Genomic DNA, 14,770 nt, shown 5'->3' with positions numbered 1-14,770 from the left:
CATGACTGCTCAGACCGTTGCGGCACAGTCCGCGTCCCAGCCCAAGTCACTGACCCCGATCTCGTGGAAGTTCCCGATCGTCTATACGATCCTGGCCGTGGTGTCCCTCGTCTTCTTCGGCATCATCGGCCGAGACGGAGAGACGACATTCAGAATCGCCACGAGCGGAGACCTGTTCGCGATCCCCGACGTGGTCGTCTCCTCGACCGTCGCCGGACTCGTGCTGTCACTGATCCTCGTCGTCATGGCCGCAGCCTCGATCTACTTCGCGACGAAGCGAGTCACCCTCGACTCGTGGTTCCCGATGGTCTTCGGCATCCTCTTCGTCGTCTCCTTCCTCGCGTGGGCCGGTGGCGGCAGCGGCGGAGTGATCCCGCTGACGACACTGCTGGCCGGTGCCCTGGCACTGTCGGTGCCGCTGATCTTCGGCGCCATGTGCGGTCTCGTCGGCGAACGCTCCGGCATCATCAACATCGCCATCGAAGGCCAGCTCCTAGCCGGTGCCTTCCTCGCCGCGGTTGTCGCATCAGTGGCCAAGAACCCGTACGCGGGACTCCTTGCGGCACCGATCGCCGGTGCTCTCGTGGCCGTTGTCCTGACATTCTTCGCAGTGAAGTACTGGGTCAACCAGATCATCATCGGCGTCGTCCTCAACGTGCTCGTCGTCGGTGTGACCAGCTTCCTCTACTCGACGGTGCTGTCGGAGAACCCCGGACTGTGGAACGCGCGCCAGCAGCTGCCCAACCTGCCGGTCCCGCTGCTCTCGGACATCCCCGTTTTGGGGCGGGTGCTCTTTGACCAGAACATCCTCGTCTACATCATGTACGTCGTCGTCATCGCCCTCCAGATCTTCGTGTTCCGCTCGAAGTGGGGTCTGCGGATGCGGGCCGTCGGCGAACACCCCAAGGCAGCCGACACCGTGGGCATCAAGGTCAACTTCACCCGTGTGCGCAACACCCTCATGGCCGGTGCCATCGCAGGACTCGGTGGTGCCTTCTTCACCGTCGGCTCTGGCCTGGCATTCGGCAAGGAGATGTCGGCCGGACAGGGATACATCGCACTCGCTGCTATGATCCTGGGCAAATGGAACCCGAAGGGCGCTCTGCTGGCTGCCCTGCTGTTCGGGTTCTCCAAGAGTTTGGGCAACACTCTGCAGTCCATCGGAACCCCGGTGGCCAACGAGCTGCTGCTCATGCTTCCCTATATCGTCACGGTCCTCGCCGTCGCCGGTTTCGTCGGCCGGGTTCGCCCACCGGCGGCCGAAGGCGTGCCGTACGTGAAATAATCCAACCCCAAGAGAGAGGTATCCCCTATGACTTCTGCAGATGTCGAAGCCTCTGAACACGTGTGGAGCGTGGAACCCACCCCCGTCTCGGTCGCCGACCTGAGCGAGGACACCTGGTCGCTGCTGCGCGACGAGGCGTTGCGGGCGATGCGCTTCGCCTACGTCCCGTACTCGTCCTACCCCGTGGGTGCGGCCGCCCTCGTCGATGACGGCCGCATCGTCAGCGGCGCCAATATCGAGAACGCCTCGTTCGGGGTGACGCTGTGCGCCGAATGCTCACTCGTCTCCGACCTGTTCATGTCCGGCGGCGGCCGGATCGTGGCCTTCGACTGCGTCGATGGAGCGGGTCAGACCCTGGCCCCCTGCGGACGCTGTCGCCAGCTCCTGTTCGAACACGGCGGCACCGAGATGGTGCTCAACATGCCCAGCGGCAGAGCACCCATGTCGAAGGTGCTGCCCGAAGCATTCGGCCCAGCTCACCTGGAGCCCGATGCACCGGGTGAAGGCTCCGCCAAACACTGACCCCGATATCGCCGAGGTGGCCCCGCAATCCCAGCGCCACCTCGGCGATCGACTGTGACCACTTGTGACCACGACTGCGGTCACTTCCCGAGAACGAAGGACAGACACTGTGAGCGTAGAGGCATTCGATGCCGTCGACGTCATCGCCGCCAAACGCGATGGCCGCACCTTGAGCAAAGAGCAGATCGACTGGGTGATCGATGCCTACACTCGCGGTGTCGTCGCCGATGAGCAGATGGCCGCCCTGGCCATGGCGATCTTCATCAACGACATGGAACCGCGCGAGATCGCGGACTGGACGCAGGCGATGATCGCCTCGGGCGAGCGGATGGACTTCTCCTCCCTGACCCGTCCCACCTCGGACAAGCATTCGACCGGGGGAGTCGGGGACAAGATCACCCTGCCGCTGGCCCCACTCGTCGCGGTCTTCGACGTCGCCGTCCCACAGCTCTCAGGCCGCGGCCTCGGCCACACCGGCGGAACCCTGGACAAACTCGAATCCATTCCCGGCTGGCAGGCGGGCCTGAGCAACGAGGCCATCCTCAACCAGCTCGAGGACCTCGGCGCGGTCATCTGCGCGGCAGGCTCCGGCCTGGCGCCGGCGGATAAGAAGCTCTACGCACTGCGCGACACCACCTCGACGGTCGACTGCATTCCGCTCATCGCCTCCTCGATCATGTCGAAGAAGATCGCGGAAGGCACCGAGGGGCTCGTCCTCGACGTCAAGGTCGGATCGGGTGCCTTCATGAAGGACCTGCCCAAGGCCCAGAAACTGGCACGGACCATGGTCGAACTGGGCAAGGCCGCGGGGGTCAAGACCTCGGCGCTGCTCACCGACATGTCCACCCCGCTGGGACTCACGGTCGGCAACGCCCTGGAAGTCCGCGAGTCCGTCGAGGTCCTCGCCGGCGGCGGCCCCTCCGACGTCGTCGACCTGACGGTGGCCCTGGCCGAGGAGATGCTGCGACTGGCCGGCAAGACCGGCGTCGATGTGCGCGCGGCTCTGGGCGATGGTCGGGCCATGGACGTGTGGAAGAGGATGATCCGGGCCCAGAACGGTGACCCCGATGCCGCCCTGCCCGTGGCCCAACACACTGAGGTCGTCACGGCGCCTGCCTCCGGAGTCGTCAGTCGACTCGATGCCCTGTCCGTGGGAGTCGCCTCCTGGCGCCTCGGTGCCGGACGAGCACGCAAGGAAGACCCGGTCCAGGACGTGGCAGGCATCGAACTCCACGCCAAACCCGGTGACACGGTCACTGAAGGCCAGCCGCTCATGACCCTGCACACGGCGACCCCGGAGCGCTTCGCCCGAGCGATCGAATCTCTTGAGGATGCCGTCGAGGTCGGAGGTGACCTCAGCGCGGTCTCCGAATCGATCGTGCTCGAGAAGATCACCTGAACCGCAGATTCAACGACAGGTCACGCACAGCGCGTGGCCGCATGTATCATCACCGCAGTACGAACCCACGCAGCACGTACCCCACTGGAGGACAATCATGACCAGCAGAGCCGAAGTCGCAGCGATCATCGATCACACACTGCTCAAGCCCGAGGCCACCCCTGCCGACGTTGAGGCACTCGTGGCAGAGGCCAAGGACCTCGGCGTGCTCGCGATCTGCGTATCTCCGTCGATGCTTCCCGTCACCGAGCCCGGCGAGCTCGTCGTTGCCACCGTCGTCGGCTTCCCCAGCGGTCAGGTCAAAGCAGAGATCAAGGCCGCCGAGGCTGCTCAAGCCGTCGCCGACGGTGCCGACGAGGTCGACATGGTCATCAATATCGGCCAGGCCATCGCCGGTGACTTCGATGCACTGGAGGCCGATATCCGCGGAGTCGTCGAGGCCAGCGGCACGTCTCTGGTCAAGGTCATCATCGAATCAGCTGCGCTGAGCGACGAGCAGATCGTCGAGGCCTGCCGCCGCGCCGAGGCCGCCGGAGCAGGGTTCGTCAAGACCTCCACCGGTTTCCACCCAGCAGGCGGAGCCAGCGCACACGCAGTCTCCCTCATGCGCGAAACCGTGGGCGACCGCCTCGGCGTCAAAGCCTCGGGTGGAATCCGCACGGTTGAAGCTGCTGAGGAGATGATCGCTGCGGGAGCCTCACGTCTCGGGCTGTCGGGGTCGAAAGGTATTCTCGACGGCCTCAGCGACTGAAGGCCGTAGGGGCACGCCCCACCCGGCGCTGCCTCGACGATTCCGACAGCAGAACTGACGGCAGTGGTGAGTTGATGGAGATAAGCGACGTGGTCAAACGCAGAACCGGATACGGGATGGCTGGTGTCGCCGGGGTGCTCGCTATCGCTGGAGCCGCTGTCGGCGCGTGGGCGCTCAACAACCTGAAAGGCCATGACCTCGCTCAAAGGAGAACCCGCGCAGCAGGATTCCGCGAGAGCTCTGTCCACATCAACGAGACGCGACTGAACTACGCTTCGGGACCGAGTAATTCCGGTCCGCCGTTGCTGCTGATACACGGTCAGGGAGTCGACTGGCGCAGCTATGCCCCCGTTCTGCCGTCACTTTCCCGCGACTTCAACGTCTTCGCCGTCGACGTCCACGGGCATGGGGATTCCGCACGCGCCCCGGAGAAGTACACGGCGGCGGCCATCGGACATGATCTCGCCAGCTTCATTGAGACGGTGATCGGAGAACCCGTCGTGGTCTCGGGACATTCCTCTGGCGGTCAGCTCGCGGCATGGGTCGCCGGACACCGGCCCGACCTCGTCCGCGCCGTCGTGTTGGAGGACCCGCCACTCTTCACCACTTTGCTGCCGCGAGCCGAACAGACGTGGAACTGGGTCGACCTGGCCACGATCTGCCACGACTTCCTCGAATCTGAAGACACCGATTGGGCTGCCTACAGTTTTGCCCACCAACGCCTCTGGACCTTCTTCGGTGAGGCTAAGGACCGAATCGTCCGCTCGGGACTGAGACAGCACGCGAAGCATCCGCAACGTCCGATCACCTTGTTCTTCATGCCCTCAGGCTGGAACGACATGCAGCGATCACTGCTGACATACGACCCGCGCTTCGGAGACGCCTTCTTCACCGGAAGCTGGGATGAAGGCTTCGATCATGAGGACACATTGCGCAGGATCGAGGCACCAACCACTCTGATCCATGCGGACTGGGAGTACGGTCCGGACGGGATTCTGCAGGGTGCCATCGACGATGCCGACGCCCAACGCATCACCTCACTCAATGAGAACATCGAACTGGTCCGGATCGAGTCGGGCCACAATGTGCACGGGGAGAAACCCGACCGGTTCGTCGAGCTCCTCAGAGCCCGAAGAAGGCCCTGAGCTCGGTGCTGATCGACGTCAGCGTCGATCTTGCTGCAGCCCGAGGGCTGAGCGCACTTTGGCCACGGCCTTCTGCGCTGTTCGCTGTTTGATCAGCCCCTCTTTGGCGTGCGCGGCGATGCCGATCGTCGACGTCTGGGTGTCGACGACGATGATCACGTAGGCCGGATTCAGAGACCCGACCCCGGAGCCGACGATGCCGCGCAGCGTCACCACCGCGTCGTCGTGCGCTTCGAGTCTGCTGAACGATCCTGCTGCGCTGAACGACCCCGCTGCGCCGGAGGTGCCACCTGCCAGTTCAGCGAGAATGCGTCCCTGTTCAGCGGGAGCAACCTCGATCACTTCTTGGGCAGTCTCCGTCTTCAGTCGTCTGGCTGACCACTTGGCACCGTGGCGTCCCGCACCGAAGATCGTTGACTTCGCGCCCAGGCCGCCGAGCGCCTCTGTGAGGACACTGTCGATCTCGGGATCGGCCGGAATTTCGTGGTCAGTCATCGATCAGAGCCCGAAGAAGGCTTTGAATTCGGTGCTGATCGACGTCAGTCGTTCCTTGAGCGCAGGCTGGAGTGCTGCACTCGCCGAGGTGGTCGGGACTCTCAGCCCGGCGGCAGAGACCGCGCGCTGATCGGCGGCGGCAGCGGCGGCGAGTCCCTCAGGGTCGGCGACGACCTCGAGATAGCACTTGAGCTTCGGTTCGGTACCCGAGGGACGAACGATCACGCGTGAGTTCGCCTCGGAGAGCAGCAGGATGCCGTCGGTGGGAGGCAGACCGTCATAACCTTGCGAGAGGTCATGGACCTCGGCGACTGGGGACCCTGCCAGCGTGGTCGGTGGGTTCTCTCGCAGTTTCGTCATGGCCGCGGCAATGAGGGTGACATCGTCGAGGCGGAAGCTCAGTGGGGCGGTGGCGAAGTATCCGTCGCGGTTGCGGATCCGGTCGAGTTCGGCCTCGATGCTCGAACCCGATTCCTTCAGCCTGGAAGCCAGCGCGGCGAAGGTCACGGCAGTGGAGATACCGTCCTTGTCCCTGACTGCGGTGGGATCGACGCAGTAGCCCAAGGCCTCTTCGTAGCCGAAGACCAAGCCGGGGACACGGGAGATCCATTTGAACCCTGTGAGTGTGTTCGTCGCGGTGAACCCGTGGTTTTCTGCAGCGGCTGCCAGGCCCCGGGAGGAGACGATCGAGTTGGCGAACACCGGTGCGGAGCCGCCGGCAGCGTCGTCGACCCCGGCAGAGTCCTCGGCAGCCTGCTGCGTCGAATGATGGGTGCCCTGGGCCAGACGCGTTGCGATGTCTTCGCCGAGAAGGAGTCCCACCTCGTCGCCGGAGAGCTGCCGGTAGCCAGCGGCCCGCGAAGCATCGGGGATGGCAGCGGAGAACCTATCGGCATCGGGGTCGTTGGCGATGATGAGTTCGGCGCCGACCTCCTTGGCCAAGGCATAGGACTCATCGAGGGCGCCAGCCTCTTCCGGGTTCGGGAAAGTCACCGTAGGGAAGTCCGGGTCGGGTGCCTGTTGGGAGGGCACCGGGTGGACGTTCGTGAAACCTGTGCGGGCAAGAGCCGCCTCGGCGACGGAGGCTCCGACACCGTGCAGGGAGGTGTGCACGATGGTCAGGTCGGCACTCGAGCGCACATTGAGGGCATCGATGCGAGCCAGATAGGTTTCGACGATCGACTCATCGAGATGTTCCCACCCGGATTCGGCACGCGGCACCGAGGCCACGGACGACACGGCCGAGATCTGCTCGGCGATGAGGGCATCGGCGGGGCTGACGATCTGAGCCCCGGCACCTGCCTCGGCGGCTTTGGGGTCGGATTCGATGGCCTGCAGCGGACGTTTCCCGAGGTAGACCTTGTAACCGTTGTCCGCAGGCGGATTGTGTGACGCGGTGACCATGACGCCGGCGTCGGCCTGCAGATGGGACAGTGCGAAAGCCAAAAGCGGGGTCGGCAGCTGATCGGGCAACTGGATGGCAGTTCCGCCTGCGGCTGTGACGACCGCAGCGGTGTCGGTCGCGAAGTCCGAGGATTTGTAGCGGGCATCGCAGCCGATGACGACGGTGAAACCCTCACCAACGGTGTTGAGGAGGAAACGGGAGAGCCCGGCCGCGGCGCGGATGACGACAGCACGATTCATCCGATTGGGTCCGGCAGCGATCTCTCCGCGCAGACCCGCGGTTCCAAACTCCAGGGGACCGGCGAAGCGATCCTCAAGGTCAGCCAGGGCCGCCCCGTCGCCGGTCTTCGCCGCGGCCAGGATGTTGGTTAAGGTGGTCGCAGTCTGCTGATCGGGGTCATCGGCGATCCACGCCTCGACGATAGCGGCGTCGAAGCCGTTGGTGAAGCGATCGGCTACTTCGGTCATATCTGTCCTTGTCCAATGCTGTCGAAACGGGGAGCACCCGTCGGGGAGGGGAGTGCTGGAGGCGCGGGCGGTGAGATCGACGCTGAAAGTGCTCAGAGCTTCGAGACGATGTCTGCGAGCAGCCCAGAGATCCGCGGAGCCGCAGCGACCCCGGCCTCGATGACCTCGGCATGGGAGAGCGGAGTCTCCTGAATGCCGGCGGCCAGGTTCGTCACCAGGGAGATGCCCATGAGTTCCAGCCCAGCCTGACGTGCGGCGATGGCTTCAAGCGTGGTCGACATTCCGACGAGGTCGGCCCCGAGGACTCCGGCCATGCGCACCTCGGCGGGGGTTTCGTAGTGGGGTCCGCGGAACTGGGCGTAGACACCTTCGTCGAGGCTGGGGTCGATCTCCTTGGCGATGGCACGCATGCGCGGGGAGTACAGGTCGGTGAGATCGACGAAGTTCGCACCTTCGATGGGGGAGGTGCCGGTGAGGTTGAGGTGGTCGGAGATGAGGACCGGGATGCCGGCAGCCCAATTGCGGTTGAGGCCACCGCAGCCGTTGGTGAGTACGAGGCTCTCACATCCGGCGGCAGCGGCGGTGCGGACTCCATGGGCGACGGCGCGCACGCCCTTGCCTTCGTAGTAGTGGGTGCGGGAACCGAGGACGAGAGCGTGCTTGCCGCTGGCTTCGATCCGGATCGTGCGCAGGGTGGCGCCGTGGCCTTCGACGGCGGGTGCGTGGAAGCCGGGGACTTCTGCGGCCGAGATCTCGCTGATCGTCTCGCCGAGGAGCTCCGCTGCTCCACCCCAACCCGAACCGAGAACGAGAGCAATGTCATGGGCCTCGATACCGGCTTTGGAGTTGATAGTCGTGGCCGCGGCGCGGGCGGCGGCGGTAGGATCGCTTAAGTCAGTCATGACGCCAAGATTATCAAGTTCTCGACCCGTTCAAGGAGCGCACACAATGCCGATCAGAGACCTGACCGATGGTGACGACCTGCGGTTGAACGAGGTGCTCGCCGACGCTGCGACACCGGCCGCCCACATGGCCAGGTCCCTGTTCCGTCCCTCCTCGGATTCTCCCTTGCTGCGATCTGTCATCGCCGAGGTGGTCCCTGAGGTTCCCGTCGGTGTCGCAGCGATTGCCGAGTCCCCCCTTCACCCCTATCGGGCGTGGGTCAATGTCGAGGTCGCGGGCGAGGAACAGGGCCACGGTCAGGGTCGGGAACTCTTCGAAGCCGCCTGCGCCGAAACCGTCGGCACTGCTCTGGAGGGCCTTGACCTGCGTGCACGAGTGGAGGCCGGCAGCCCGGGTGAAGGCTTCGCCAAGGCCTTGGGCTTCACACCGCTGACGACGACACGGGTGATCAAGGTCGCCGCCGGTGCACTGCCGCCCAGCGGTGGCGGACGCGCCGAGGACCTCGAGATCGTGGCCACCGGATCGGTCAAGCTCACGAAGGCCTTCCTCGCCTGGTACACGGCCGTGAACAAGGACGACGCCGTCGGTCCACTGACGATCGGTCAGGTCAACAATGCGTTCCTCTCCGAAGCAGCGGGTGCCCATGGTGCGGCGTTGCTCAACGGTGAAGCCGGCGCCGCCGAAGACTCAGGACTCAGCGCCTTCGCCGTCTCCTACGCACGGGAAGCAGATCAGCCAGGCGTCGAGATCACCGATGCCATGCCGGCCCCTGGTGACGATGAAGAGGCACCGACCGAACTCATCATCGGGTCGATGTTCGAAACCCGCGAAGAGGCCGCCGACACCTCAAGCGACCTGTTCAAGGCCGCGATCGCCGACGCCGAGCTTCTCCTTGCCCGACTCTCCGTCGATGCCGACGTCGTCCTTGAGGTCACGAGCGGTATGCCAGTGGTCTCTGCGTTGGCCGATCGACTCGTCGAAGCCGGCCAGGCCACGGAACTCTACCGCTACGAAACGCTCACGGGACCGCCCGCCGACGCTCGCTGAGCCGACGTTGCCCCGAGGGTTCACAATGACCGGGGCAGGCATGGCGGGAGAATTTGAGAGAAAGTAGGACACCTGTGTCTTCGGCTGACAGTGGGAGCAGAGAGGCGATCACCCATGACATTCGCACTGAGAACGTGGGTCTGCGCAGGGGACTGACCGCCCGGCACATCCGCTTCATGGCCTTGGGTTCGGCCATCGGCACGGGGCTGTTCATGGGGTCCTCGGAGTCGATCCAAGCCGCAGGTCCGTCCGTGCTGCTGGCCTATATCATCGGCGGTGCCGCCGTCTTCATGGTGATGCGTGCGCTGGGCGAAATGCTGGTCCGCCACCCCGTTTCGGGATCCTTCGGCCAGTTCGCATCGCACTATCTCCATCCATTCGCCGGTTTCCTCGTCGGCTGGACCTTCGTCTTCGAGATGATCCTTGTCGCCGTCTTCGACGCCACCGCCGTCGGCGTGTACATGGGCTTCTGGTTCCCTGGAGTACCGCGCTGGATCTGGGTGCTGGCCGTCGTACTCTTCATTGCCGCAATCAACATGATCGGCGTCAAGGTCTTCGGTGAGCTGGAGTTCTGGTTCGCGCTCATCAAAATCGTCGCGATCATCGCCCTCATCGCGGCCGGCGTGGCCATCATCATCTTCGGCTTCGGCATCGCCGACCACGATCAGATGGGCCCGCGTGCACTGTTCGACCACGGGGGAGCGTTCCCGCACGGACTTTGGGGGCTCCTGACATCATTCACGATCGTGATGTTCGCCTTCGGCGGCATCGAGATCATCGGAGTCACCGCCGGCGAGGCGCAGAACCCGAAGAAGGTGTTGCCGGCCGCCATCAACTCGGTGCCGGTGCGCATCCTGCTCTTCTACGTGCTCACCCTCGGCGTGATCATGTGCATCCTGCCCTGGAACCAGATCACCTCGGAGATCAGCCCCTTCGTCGCGATCTTCGACTCCGTCGGTTTCAACGCAGCAGCCGCCATCCTCCAGGTTGTGCTCATCACGGCGGCGCTCTCGGCCATCAATGCCGATATCTTCGGGGCCGGTCGGATGCTCCATGGTCTGGCGGAGCAGGGGCAGGCACCGCGTTCCTTTGCCCACACCACCCGCAACGGAGTGCCGGTGATGACTGTGATCACGATGATTGTGGCCCTGCTGGTCGGCGTGCTCCTCAACTACCTCTACCCCGACCAGGCTCTGTTCCTGCTCGGCGCATTGGCGACGTTTGCCACGGTGCTGGTGTGGTTGGTCATCCTCGCCGCTCATATTCGGATGAAGCGGGTGCTGGTGCAGGAGAACCGACTGCGCAGTGAGTTCCCGATGCCGCTGTGGCCTGTGGGGTCGTGGGCGACGGTCGCATTCATCCTCTTCGTCATCGTCATGGTCGGGATCGTGCCCGATTCCCGTCCGGCACTGTGGGTGGGTCTGCTCTGGGTCGGGGCGCTGTGGCTGTGCTACTTCGCTTTCGTTCGGGGTGAGGGGCGCCGACCCTACCAGCTCATCGACCGCACCGAGCCAATGGCCGTGGGCAGGCACAACGAGAGTACTGATTGATCGTCAGTTCGAAACGCGATCGGTCAGGCAGACCTCACCGTGACATCGGCGGTTCCCTCCGCTGAGAAGAGTCTCACTGCTTGCGCCCTGCCTTCGGTGACGAACCATGCGGTCCCGGGATCGCCGCCGAGTGGTGGCAGTCTGAGCAGGCCCAGATTGCTGAGGTCCTGCCGACTGTGGACGCCGATGATCAGCGTCGGTCCCAGTCCTTGTGCCTTGGCCAACGGGGAACCGTAGCCGGGGGTGAACCGCACCGGCATCGTCACGACATGCAGTCCCCCGTCGAGGAGATCGAAGGCGTCCGGGTTGGCTTCCAGATGCGCGTCGTCATGGACCGTGAGCGAATGAATGTTGGCCGCTGCTGCGTCGGAGCAGGTTTCCTGTACCATGGCTGCGGTCTCGCTCTTCCCGCTCTGGGGTGATCCGCGGACGCTGAGAACCTCTCCGTCACGCGCGGGCTTCCACGCGACGAGTTTCCCGAAGGGGTCGAGTCCGAGTGGAATCCAGGTCCCCGTCGGATCCAGTGGCGCGGTGGCGTGTTCCGGTGTTGCCGTGAGTCCGCGCCAACGGGGTTCGAGTCTGTCACGTCTTCGATTGCCTTCAGGTGCAAGGTGCGGCACCAATTGCACATCGGCGCCGTCGCCACCTGCTTCGTGCGCGCTGGGGCCGACGAGGACTGCCCTGTATTCCGGCCACGTCCCGACGAATCGCTGCCTGGACAGTCCGACGCTGAGCCCATCACCTCCTGCGCTGGGTGGGAAGATCACCTGTGAGGTGAAGGCGGCGCTCGTGCTCGTCGACGTTCGGCACCCGCCCAGCAGAAACGTCAGCCCCAACCCGGAGCCATGCTTGAGCAGTCGCTCCGTCTCGGCAGCCATCTGATGGTCCAGAGAGTCGATGAACTCGTTCCAATTGCTGCACACCACGATCGTGGCCGGCACACGTTCGTCGGCAGAGCCTCGGTGCAGATGGTCGAGGATCGCGTGGAATCGCCACCCGGTGTCCATTCCGCAGGCGATGTCGGCCCAGTCCAAGGACGTCGCGATGCGTCCCAAGGCCACGACCCGGTGAGTCTGGGCGGCATTGGCGACCATGCGCCTCAGCACTGACGAGACGACGTCCGCGTCGGTGCCGACGACGATGGTCGAACCGTCAACGGCAGGGGAGTATGACCATGCGCTCTGCTTCTGGTGACTGGGAATGTCAACGATCCCGGTCACTGTCCCGGTAGCCGTGCCAATCACCTCTGGACCGGTCTCTGTGGTGCCACCCTTTCCTGTCCAAGCCGAAAGCAACGCAGGGACATCCTCAGCATCGGGCAGGGGAGGGAGGACCACCGAACGATGTCGCTGAGGCGATGGCTGCGTCCCGCCCGGCGCCTCACGATTGGCCTGCTGCAGATTGCCGACATGGATGCCGTTGACGCTGTGTTGAGTGGGAAGACCTCGGCCGGGTTCCCAGGGTCGGAGCCGAGGCCGCTCACGAACACCGGCAGCAGAGGAAGAAGCAGAGGTGGGAACGGCGACGCGGAACTCTATGATCGACGAACCCGAATCGAGGCACGCTGCCCCTGGTGTGTCCGGTGGCAGGTGAGCAGCGTCGTTGACGCCGATGACGTCGAAGGAGTCCGCATCCTCGCGCACTCGCAGACACAACCGAATGTTGATGTTGGCTTTCATCTGTCCGGTGACGACGCCGAGCGGCCGCTGTGTCGCGAGGATGAGATGCACACCCAGTGACCTCCCCAGAGCCGTCAGGTGCTCCAACAGATCTGCCGCTTTCGGGTGGGTCGCCATGAGTGCGTGGAACTCATCGATGACGACGACCAACCTCGGCGGGGGATCGTCGAGTTCGAGGACATCGGAACACCCGTGGTCGGCCAGGAGCCGCTCGCGGCGGGTGATCTCAGCACGGACGGAGACCAATGCGCGGAAGGCAGCCGCGGAATCGAAGTCGTCGAGGGCGCTGTCGGTATGCGGCAGCTCCTCCAACGGGGCGAAAGTCGCACCGCCCTTGAAATCGATGAGAACGAACACCAGCCGCGACGGTGGGTGTTCCAGAGCCATTGCGAGCAGCCAGGTCTGAAGCAGAATCGACTTCCCGCTGCCTGTCGTTCCAGCCACGAGCGCGTGAGGCCCGTCGTTGAAGAGGTCGAGGGCGATGTCCCCATCTCGTCCGCGCCCAATCCGCACGGGACCAGGTGCAGTGTGCGCCCAGCGCTGACGAATGACCTGCGGTGCATCGTCGTAGAGATCGCCGAGGCCATGATTCGGCAGCCGTTCGACGCTGCCGTCCGTCGCCTGCCGGTGCCCGAGAGCGAGGAACCGCCCAGGCGGCATGAGGGAGGCAACGAGGGTTCTGCCCGGCGCGGGACCATCTGCAGCCGAAGAATCGTCGGTGCGCGCCTGGGCCAGGCTGCCCAGTGACAGGGAGATCGATGCGACGGGAGACGGTGCCTGCAGCAGCAGTCGCGCCGACGTGGCCTGTTCGGACAGGACCACGCCGATTCCCGACTCGGCGCCGTCGCTGTGGTCGAAGCCGCTACCCTGCAATTCGGGCAGTCGAAGCAGCTCGGGGCACGGCAGCCAGTCATAGGTGGGGTCGCCCAGCCAAGACAGGGACATGCGGCGCAGCTGTTCGCCATCGCCGGTGACCGTCACCGAGGTGGTGGTGGGGTCGATGCGAAGCGGCACGTCGTCAATGATGACCGTCCCGTCGAGATGTTCGGTGCCCTCGCGGAGTTCATCGGCGATCGTGATAGGGCTGCGGGCAGCCCCGAAGCCGAGGCACAGTCCCGAACCGGTCTGCAGGAGGCGCCTGTGGTCGTCGACCACCGTGGACAGCCCGTGCCGGGCCGTCTCGAGCGCCGCGCGTCTGTCGAGGACGCATTGGGCGCAGTCGCGTGCATATCGACGCTTCTCCATGACGAAGGCGACGTAGCCGGAGATGGGTGCGGACACGCTGAAGAGGAGGAACCACCACATTCCTGTCACAACTGCGAGAACCCCTCCGATGGCGATGGGGATGAGGAACGCCCACCACTGGGGAGGCTTCGCCGGGCGTGGGTCATCAACTGACTCAGGTGCCACATGCGTGGGTTCACGCCCAGAGCCGGCGAACACACGAGTCCGGGTTGCATCCGGTAGAGGTCTGCGGGAATGGGAGATAGTGGGGGAGTTGGGCGAGAAGATAGTGGTGCCTAAAGCTGAGAACGTCTGCTCCCTGGCCGGGCCCAACTCGAGTCGTGCCGGTTGGCGGGACAGGCACGGGTCGACGATGGTCAGGCTCTCGGGGTGGGAGATGCGGCTGAGCAGGGGAGTTCGGGGATCGATTCCGATCGTGAAGCCCGAATCGGGTCCGGCGAGCACCGAGACCACGGCAGATCCGGATCCACGATCGAGGGACGAGGTTCCGAGGACGGTGACCGGGTTCAGCGACTGCCACCGTCCCCAGGCCATGGTCTTCACCAGATCATCTGGGTTGCCGGATTCTGCGGGCAGGCGGTTGCCCGCGAGCAGGTCAGCCAGGGTCAGGGCGGGACCGACGAGGGAGCGAAGCACCTCGAGGACGGGTTGCTCAGAGTCTGCTTCGATCACATCGGTGCGAATGTTGGCGTTGGCATCGATGCGATGAATCAGACCGAGCGTGTTCATTGTTTCAGGATCACGTGTTTCACCGGGCGGACCAAGGGCGCCTCATCGTCCTGTGGACGGCGGTTCTGTGTCCACAGATTCTTCGCTCACAAGTGGGGGAAGTGTCCACAAGAGAATACGGCAGAGTCGTCGCAGGTGTCCTCGTCCG

11 protein-coding genes are annotated in these 14,770 nt (G+C 64.6%); 7 read left to right on the top strand and 4 right to left on the bottom strand.

What is annotated here, in order from left to right:
• Position 1: 1 nt before the first annotated feature.
• The 5 genes from LQ788_RS14575 (at position 2) to LQ788_RS14555 (ending at position 5,102) form a co-directional block, all read left to right on the top strand.
• Positions 2-1,285 (top strand): ABC transporter permease, encoded by a 1,284-nt coding sequence (locus LQ788_RS14575; RefSeq protein ID WP_231442144.1) that lies wholly within the window; start codon positions 2-4, stop codon positions 1,283-1,285.
• A gap of 27 nt (positions 1,286-1,312) precedes the next feature.
• Positions 1,313-1,807, top strand: coding sequence for a cytidine deaminase (locus LQ788_RS14570; protein WP_231442142.1), 495 nt, complete (start codon positions 1,313-1,315; stop codon positions 1,805-1,807).
• A gap of 109 nt (positions 1,808-1,916) precedes the next feature.
• Positions 1,917-3,206 (top strand): thymidine phosphorylase, encoded by a 1,290-nt coding sequence (locus tag LQ788_RS14565; protein ID WP_231442140.1) that lies wholly within the window; start codon positions 1,917-1,919, stop codon positions 3,204-3,206.
• 97 nt (positions 3,207-3,303) lie between these two features.
• Positions 3,304-3,957: a deoxyribose-phosphate aldolase gene (gene deoC / locus LQ788_RS14560; RefSeq protein ID WP_231442138.1), complete on the top strand. Its 654-nt coding sequence runs from the start codon at positions 3,304-3,306 to the stop codon at positions 3,955-3,957.
• 74 nt (positions 3,958-4,031) lie between these two features.
• Positions 4,032-5,102: an alpha/beta hydrolase gene (locus LQ788_RS14555; protein ID WP_231442136.1), complete on the top strand. Its 1,071-nt coding sequence runs from the start codon at positions 4,032-4,034 to the stop codon at positions 5,100-5,102.
• An 18-nt stretch (positions 5,103-5,120) separates the two neighbouring features.
• On the opposite strand, the gene LQ788_RS14550 is transcribed toward LQ788_RS14555, so the two are convergent.
• The 3 genes from LQ788_RS14550 to LQ788_RS14540 form a co-directional block, all read right to left on the bottom strand.
• Positions 5,121-5,597: a hypothetical protein gene (locus LQ788_RS14550; protein WP_231442134.1), complete on the bottom strand. Its 477-nt coding sequence runs from the start codon at positions 5,595-5,597 to the stop codon at positions 5,121-5,123.
• 3 nt (positions 5,598-5,600) lie between these two features.
• On the bottom strand, positions 5,601-7,469 hold the full coding sequence (locus LQ788_RS14545) for a phospho-sugar mutase (protein WP_231442132.1): 1,869 nt from the start codon (positions 7,467-7,469) through the stop codon (positions 5,601-5,603).
• A 92-nt stretch (positions 7,470-7,561) separates the two neighbouring features.
• On the bottom strand, positions 7,562-8,371 hold the full coding sequence (locus tag LQ788_RS14540; RefSeq protein WP_231442130.1) for a purine-nucleoside phosphorylase: 810 nt from the start codon (positions 8,369-8,371) through the stop codon (positions 7,562-7,564).
• Between the two features lie 46 nt (positions 8,372-8,417).
• On the opposite strand from LQ788_RS14540, the gene LQ788_RS14535 reads away from it, so the two are divergent.
• Complete coding sequence (locus LQ788_RS14535) at positions 8,418-9,419, top strand: N-acetyltransferase (RefSeq protein ID WP_231442128.1); 1,002 nt, start codon at positions 8,418-8,420, stop codon at positions 9,417-9,419.
• Positions 9,420-9,493: 74 nt separating this feature from the next.
• Positions 9,494-10,969 carry an amino acid permease gene (locus LQ788_RS14530; RefSeq protein WP_394801310.1) on the top strand — a complete coding sequence of 492 codons (1,476 nt, stop codon included), beginning with the start codon at positions 9,494-9,496 and terminating at the stop codon, positions 10,967-10,969.
• A gap of 23 nt (positions 10,970-10,992) precedes the next feature.
• On the opposite strand, the gene LQ788_RS14525 is transcribed toward LQ788_RS14530, so the two are convergent.
• Entirely contained in the window at positions 10,993-14,622 is a 3,630-nt protein-coding gene (locus LQ788_RS14525; protein WP_231442126.1) for an FtsK/SpoIIIE domain-containing protein, read from the bottom strand.
• Between the last annotated feature and the right edge of the window lie 148 nt (positions 14,623-14,770).

Source organism: Brevibacterium zhoupengii (assembly GCF_021117425.1).
GTDB lineage: Bacteria > Actinomycetota > Actinomycetes > Actinomycetales > Brevibacteriaceae > Brevibacterium > Brevibacterium zhoupengii.
The sequence above is the reverse complement of the archived record's forward strand: the minus strand, read 5'-3'. Positions and strand labels throughout refer to the sequence as shown.

What these genes read in the sequence shown, in the direction of transcription:
- LQ788_RS14575 (WP_231442144.1), top strand. Translation starts at nt 2, where the DNA reads ATGACTGCTCAGACCGTTGCGGCACAGTCCGCGTCCCAGCCCAAGTCA.
- LQ788_RS14570 (WP_231442142.1), top strand. Translation starts at nt 1,313, where the DNA reads ATGACTTCTGCAGATGTCGAAGCCTCTGAACACGTGTGGAGCGTGGAA.
- deoC (WP_231442138.1), top strand. Translation starts at nt 3,304, where the DNA reads ATGACCAGCAGAGCCGAAGTCGCAGCGATCATCGATCACACACTGCTC.
- LQ788_RS14555 (WP_231442136.1), top strand. Translation starts at nt 4,032, where the DNA reads ATGGAGATAAGCGACGTGGTCAAACGCAGAACCGGATACGGGATGGCT.
- LQ788_RS14550 (WP_231442134.1), bottom strand. Translation starts at nt 5,597, where the DNA reads ATGACTGACCACGAAATTCCGGCCGATCCCGAGATCGACAGTGTCCTC.
- LQ788_RS14545 (WP_231442132.1), bottom strand. Translation starts at nt 7,469, where the DNA reads ATGACCGAAGTAGCCGATCGCTTCACCAACGGCTTCGACGCCGCTATC.
- LQ788_RS14540 (WP_231442130.1), bottom strand. Translation starts at nt 8,371, where the DNA reads ATGACTGACTTAAGCGATCCTACCGCCGCCGCCCGCGCCGCGGCCACG.
- LQ788_RS14535 (WP_231442128.1), top strand. Translation starts at nt 8,418, where the DNA reads ATGCCGATCAGAGACCTGACCGATGGTGACGACCTGCGGTTGAACGAG.
- LQ788_RS14525 (WP_231442126.1), bottom strand. Translation starts at nt 14,622, where the DNA reads ATGAACACGCTCGGTCTGATTCATCGCATCGATGCCAACGCCAACATT.